This is a genomic window from Endozoicomonas sp. SESOKO3, assembly GCF_024606255.1.
Genome location: NZ_JAHHPR010000547.1, coordinates 1 through 5,832, shown reverse-complemented (window position 1 = coordinate 5,832; position 5,832 = coordinate 1). Strand labels below are relative to the sequence as shown.

At 49.2% G+C, this 5,832-nt stretch carries 4 protein-coding genes and 1 pseudogene; 3 read left to right on the top strand and 2 right to left on the bottom strand.

The genetic code is table 11. The features are described 5' to 3' along the window. A pseudogene (locus tag KDK18_RS14735) lies at positions 1-225 on the top strand (AAA family ATPase); the annotation flags it as partial. A gap of 30 nt (positions 226-255) precedes the next feature. Here the strand turns inward: KDK18_RS14735 and KDK18_RS09505 are convergent. Beyond that, on the bottom strand, positions 256-2,256 hold the full coding sequence (locus tag KDK18_RS09505; RefSeq protein ID WP_306670911.1) for a Clp protease N-terminal domain-containing protein: 2,001 nt from the start codon (positions 2,254-2,256) through the stop codon (positions 256-258). 172 nt (positions 2,257-2,428) lie between these two features. Between KDK18_RS09505 and KDK18_RS09500 the strand changes: the two genes are divergently transcribed. Beyond that, positions 2,429-3,175 (top strand): hypothetical protein, encoded by a 747-nt coding sequence (locus KDK18_RS09500; RefSeq protein WP_257254665.1) that lies wholly within the window; start codon positions 2,429-2,431, stop codon positions 3,173-3,175. Positions 3,176-3,215: 40 nt separating this feature from the next. Here KDK18_RS09500 and KDK18_RS09495 read toward each other — a convergent pair whose 3' ends face one another. Next, positions 3,216-4,982, bottom strand: coding sequence for an MOSC domain-containing protein (locus KDK18_RS09495; RefSeq protein WP_257254664.1), 1,767 nt, complete (start codon positions 4,980-4,982; stop codon positions 3,216-3,218). Between the two features lie 238 nt (positions 4,983-5,220). Here KDK18_RS09495 and KDK18_RS09490 point away from each other — a divergent pair, with 238 nt between their 5' ends. Beyond that, positions 5,221-5,805 (top strand): alkaline phosphatase, encoded by a 585-nt coding sequence (locus tag KDK18_RS09490; protein WP_257254663.1) that lies wholly within the window; start codon positions 5,221-5,223, stop codon positions 5,803-5,805. Positions 5,806-5,832 lie beyond the last annotated feature (27 nt).

Genomic DNA, 5,832 nt, shown 5'->3' with positions numbered 1-5,832 from the left:
GAAAAGGCTCACCCTGATGTTTTCAATATTCTCTTGCAAGTATTGGAAGATGGTCGTTTAACCGACGGTCAGGGAAGAACGGTAGACTTTAAAAATACTGTTATTGTTATGACTTCCAACCTCGGCTCTGATGTCATTCAGACCATGCAGGGTGAAGATTTTGAAGCACTAAAATCAACGCTTATGGATGTAGTGGGAGCTCACTTCAGACCTGAATTTATCAACCGTGTTGATGAGCTGGTGGTCTTCCATCCGTTAACTGAAAAGCAGATACCCTCCCTCTTCATAACCCACATAGCCAGGAGGTGCTCCCAGCAGACGGGCAACAGAGTGTTTTTCCATAAATTCGGACATGTCGATGCGAACAATAGCGTCTTCTGTATCAAACAGAAATTCCGCCAACGCCTTGCACAACTCTGTCTTACCGACACCGGTTGGCCCAAGAAACATGAAGGAGCCATTAGGTCTATTGGGATCGGCCAGACCCGCTCTGGAACGGCGAACAGCGTTAGAAACAGCGACTACTGCTTCGTCTTGACCAATGACACGACCATGAAGTGCGTCTTCCATCTTCAAGAGTTTTTCACGCTCACCTTCGAGCATTTTGGCAACAGGAATCCCGGTCCAGCGGGATACGACTTCAGCAATCTCTTCATCCGTGACCCGATTGCGGAGCAGCTTGGTTTCTCCACCTGACTCAGCAGCGTCTGCTTCTGCCAGCTTCTTTTCCAGCTCAGGCAGCTGGCCATACTGAATTTCTGACATTTTGGCGAGGTCACCGGAACGCTGCGCCACCTCCAGAGCGATCAGCAGTTGCTCACGCTCTTCCCGTAACTTCTGAGATCCCTGCAGAACGACTTTTTCGGCCTTCCAGATGTCTTCAAGGTCTGAGTAATCTCTTTCAAGACGGCTCACTTCTTTGTCGAGCAGAGCAAGCCTCTCTCTGGATGCCTTATCGTCTTCTTTTTTGAGCGCTTCCTGTTCGATTTTCAACTGAATCAAGCGACGTTCCAAACGATCCATTTCTTCTGGCTTGGAATCCATCTCCATGCGGATACGACTGGCTGACTCATCAATCAGATCAATGGCCTTATCAGGCAGTTGTCTGTCAGTAATATAGCGCTGGGACAGTTTTACCGCAGCGACAATGGCCGGGTCGGTAATGTCAACACCATGATGAGCTTCATAACGCTCTTTCAGACCACGTAGAATAGCAATAGTGTCTTCTTCTGTAGGCTCATCCACCAGTACTTTCTGGAAACGACGCTCCAGCGCTGCATCTTTTTCAATATATTGCCGGTATTCATCCAGTGTCGTCGCACCAACACAATGTAGCTCTCCCCGGGCCAGAGCAGGCTTGAGCATATTACCAGCGTCCATAGCACCTTCTGCTTTACCGGCTCCTACCATGGTATGGAGTTCATCAATGAACAGGATGATCTGTCCCTCCTGTTTGGACAGCTCATTAAGTACCGACTTTAAACGCTCCTCAAATTCGCCCCTGAATTTGGCCCCGGCAATCAACGAGCCCATATCAAGCGACAAAAGCCTTTTACCCTTGATACCGTCAGGCACTTCGCCATTAATAATTCTTTGAGCCAGTCCTTCAACAATGGCGGTTTTGCCGATACCGGGCTCACCAATAATCACCGGATTATTTTTGGTACGCCGTTGCAACACCTGAACAATGCGTCTTATTTCGTCGTCCCGTCCAATGACAGGGTCCAGTTTGCCTGCTTCAGCCCGCTCAGTAAGATCAATGGTGTAAGTCGCCAGAGCATTGCGATTATCTTCCGCATTGGGATCATTGACCGCTTCGCCTCCCCTGAGATTGTTGATGGCATTTTCCAGAGCCTGCTGGCTTACCCCTTGCCCTTTCAGCACACTGGAAACGGACGAGTGCCCCTCCATCATCACCAGAAGAACGGTTTCACTGGAAATAAACTGATCCCCGCTTTTCTGGGCCTGCTTATCGGCCAGGTTAAGCAAACGGATGGTTTCCTGGGACGGTTGAATATCGCCGGTTGGATTATTGATGACTGGTACCTGATCCATTAGCTTCTCGAGCTCATCAACCAGCTGCTGCAAATTAAAACCCACCTGACTCAAAAGAGGCTTGATGGAACCACCCGGCTGATTCAGCAGCGCCAATAACAGGTGGACAGGTTCTATCTGATTGTGATCTTTACCCAGAGCCAGTGACTGAGCATCTGACAATGCGGATTGCAGCTTACTGGTGAGTCTGTCTGCTCGCATAGCTAGTTCTCCCGCGCTTTATTAATTGCCGACAGGGCGGCTTCTGTCATGTATATTGCGGCAGAATCGATCTTTTCAAGACTTGGCTTTCCCAGCCCTCCCGAAGTGGCTAATATCTTGGTGCCTGCTAGATTGAAGGGTTTTGATTTGATCCGAGATAACCTTCAATACTATGAAAAAATTATGGAACCCGCCCGCTCAACAGCATCGACCAACCCCATCTGATCCGTTATCTGCAACACTTTTTTTGATATTTGCCTTTATCATCACCCTTTCTCTTGAGGCAATGGCAGCGTCTGCCAACCCGGAAGACAGTCTCGTTGTCATTTTCAACGATCTGTCTTCGACAGGCTTTTGTCTTGGCGTTGTGACAGGAGAGAAAGAAATCACGACTACAGCCCTCTGCGCAAAAAACGGTGGGTTTGGCAACTACTCTATCTTCATCAGCCCGGAAGACCTCAGTTACTGGGAATATTTCACTCAACCTTACTGGCAATCAGAAAGAAACAAACAGGAACCCATTAGAGAGAACCAGATAGTAACCATCACTTTGGAACAGCGCCCGGAAAATACAAACATTGCCAAAGTTTCCAGGCGAGCAACCCCAATCAAGGCAACGCCTCTCTGGAAGTGTCTTGCTATGAACGGAGATTGGAACGATGCTCAGTGGAAATGGCAAATGTACCGGGTAAGACCTCTGAATCTTAGCACAGCAGCCTATACAGCCCCTCCCAAACAACTGCCCGAAAGTCTGAAGGTCTGGTACTTCGATAACACTGTTGCAATATTTGACCGGGATGGTGCCCTGATAGGCTTCTCCTATTGTCCGGAAGCTGCCTTCACCGCCCCTTCAGATGAATTCAGGATATACTCCGTTGACTATCAATCGGGAGAATATATAAACCATCAAGAATTCTAAAGCTGAATACAAACCACCAAAATGTCCCGACCGGATACCATCAGCCTTTACCTGGTTCAACACTTTTGCTTGTGTCACCTGCCAGGATAATTGTGACTTTCTCAGTCTTGGGTCGTGCACAGCAAAGCAGGAACTCACCTTCAGGGGGTGCAATGGAGATCTCACGATCGTAGAAAGTATCCCCTGCTACCAGCCGGGAGGCGCATGAATGACATACACCCATACGGCAAGCGTTAGGGGGTGTCAGGCCGTATTCTTCAGCCAGTTCCAGCAGTGAAAGATTGGGACCTGCATCCCATTTCGCAACAACCCCATCGGGTAAGAAAGTGACCTCAGCGGTTTCCACTACGGGCGGAGGCGGTGCTCCCGGTTCCGTTCCAAAGCTTTCGGTGTAGATCTGATGGGCGTTGGCTTTAAGTGCCAGCAGCGCTTCACGAACATGAGTTTGAAAAGTCTGTGGTCCACAGAGAAAGAACAGCAACTCATAGGGTGGCATATCTATCCGTTTATCACCGTCCATAATGTAAAGCCCGTCCAGCTTCTCAGCAATTATATCCTTCGTAAGATGGCCCTGATAATCGAAACGACCGGACGAAATGTCATTTTTGGTCGGTCGGGAAAAAATATGAATAACTTCGACATTGGGGAGTGCTCCTAGCTGATCCAATTCATCCCGGTGCGCCTGATGAATGCCATCCTGAACCGCGTGAAAGAAATATACAGGTGGGTAGTTTTTTACCGACGTGTGTGCTTTTAGCATGGCTAAAAGAGGGGTCAACCCAATCCCGCCAGCAAACAAAACCACGGGTTTTGGATTGCCGCGTGCAAGGGTAAACTGACCCATGGGGGAAGATACGCGAAGGTTGTCTCCCACCGCCAGTGTCCCATGCATATATGCACTACCGGGCCCGCCGGGAGAGCGCTTAATGGTCATACGGTAGTGGTCAGGGTCATCCTGAAAGTCGCTAAGACTCCAGACTCGGGTGATTTCTTCTTCAGCCAGCGGTACTTTCACCGTCAGGAACTGGCCAGCCAGTGCTCCTGCCAAGGGTGCCTCTCCATCTGGTGCTTCAAGCCAGACTGATTTTGTGTCTGGCGTCTCCTGACGGATGTCTTTAACCCTCAGTGCGCGAGAGCCTGACCAGCGACCTTTTGATAACTGCGCCCGATCTCGCTCCGCTGCGATTTTTGATGTTAAGAAGAAAGAAGACATCGGACTCAGGCCTTCAAGCTCTGACATCGCCTGCATCTGATCCAAGCTGGCTGTGCCCGCAAAAAGTGCTTTAGAGATGTTCAGCGCCAGAGTACGTGGCTCTGATTTGGCTTCGACCTGTACTTGATCCCCGGCGACGATGGTACCTGTTTTAACTACATTCAGGTAAATGCCACTATGACCTGAGATTGCAAACTCCGGAATAAAGCTATCCGGCTGCCCCAACCGCCAGCACACTTTGAAGCATGGAATACGAGGCCCGGAAACGGATAGCACTACTTCATCGCCTATGCGCAAAACATCTCCCACTGCCAGAGCGACCTCATCCAGCCCGTCTATAACGAGATTTTCTGCAAACCGACCCATTGGCCAATCTTCATCGTTGCCGCCAAGACGTTCTTTCCAGTACGCATAAGTAGTCGTTGAAACAACATAGATATGGTCGTTATGGACAGCTACCTCATTACCCTCAATACCACTTGCATGAACCCTTACCGGGCCATGCACCTCAAATTTCAGGTAAGCCGTTGTAACACCGTGACCGCGTATGTTATGGCGCTTTGTTTTTCCAATGCAGATCGCTGTGAGTTTCATTTTTTTATACCAGTCCTGCTTAGTCATCCCTTTAAGCCGAAGCCTGAACAGTTAACATGAATCATTCACAACTGAAGTTCGACAAAAGATCAATCGCTTTGATTTACAACCCATTTATTTTCCTGAAACTTTGATTTTTGCTCTTTCTTAAGTTTTGTCAACAAACCTTCTTCATACTGACACATTGCTTCTCTATTCTGCCCTGACAATTTTAAAAAACACCTGTCATGGATTGAATATGGCTATAACAAGAAGACGTTTCTTTCAGGGAGCTGCCCTGGGGATTGCTACACTGCCGCTGCTCAAAACCTTTGCGAGCAGCCACCAACCCTTTCAGCACGGTGTAGCCAGTGGCGACCCCCTGACCGATCGGGTAATCCTCTGGACCCGGATCACTCCCGATGCCGACCCTGGTTTTCAACAGGCCATTATTCCCTATTCCTGGGAAATGGCCCTTGACCCGCAGATGAACCAGATAGTCCGGTCCGGCGAGGGCGTTACCGGCCCTCATGTTGACTACACCGTTAAAGTTGATGCCGAGAGCCTGGTATCAGGCACTGTCTATTACTACCGATTCTTTTCTAATGGAAAACCTTCACCGGTGGCCAGAACAAGGACTTTACCGGAAGGACACCTGAACAGATTGAGACTGGCGTTCTGCTCCTGCTCTAATTATCCGGCGGGCTACTTTAACGTCTACCGGGAGATTGCCCGAAGATCCGAGTTGGATGCCGTACTCCATCTTGGAGACTACATCTATGAGTACGGTCCCGGTGGCTTTGGAACAAACAATAACCTTGGTCGTAGCCCGCTGGATAATTAGAGCAGGAGCAGAACGCCAGTCTCAATC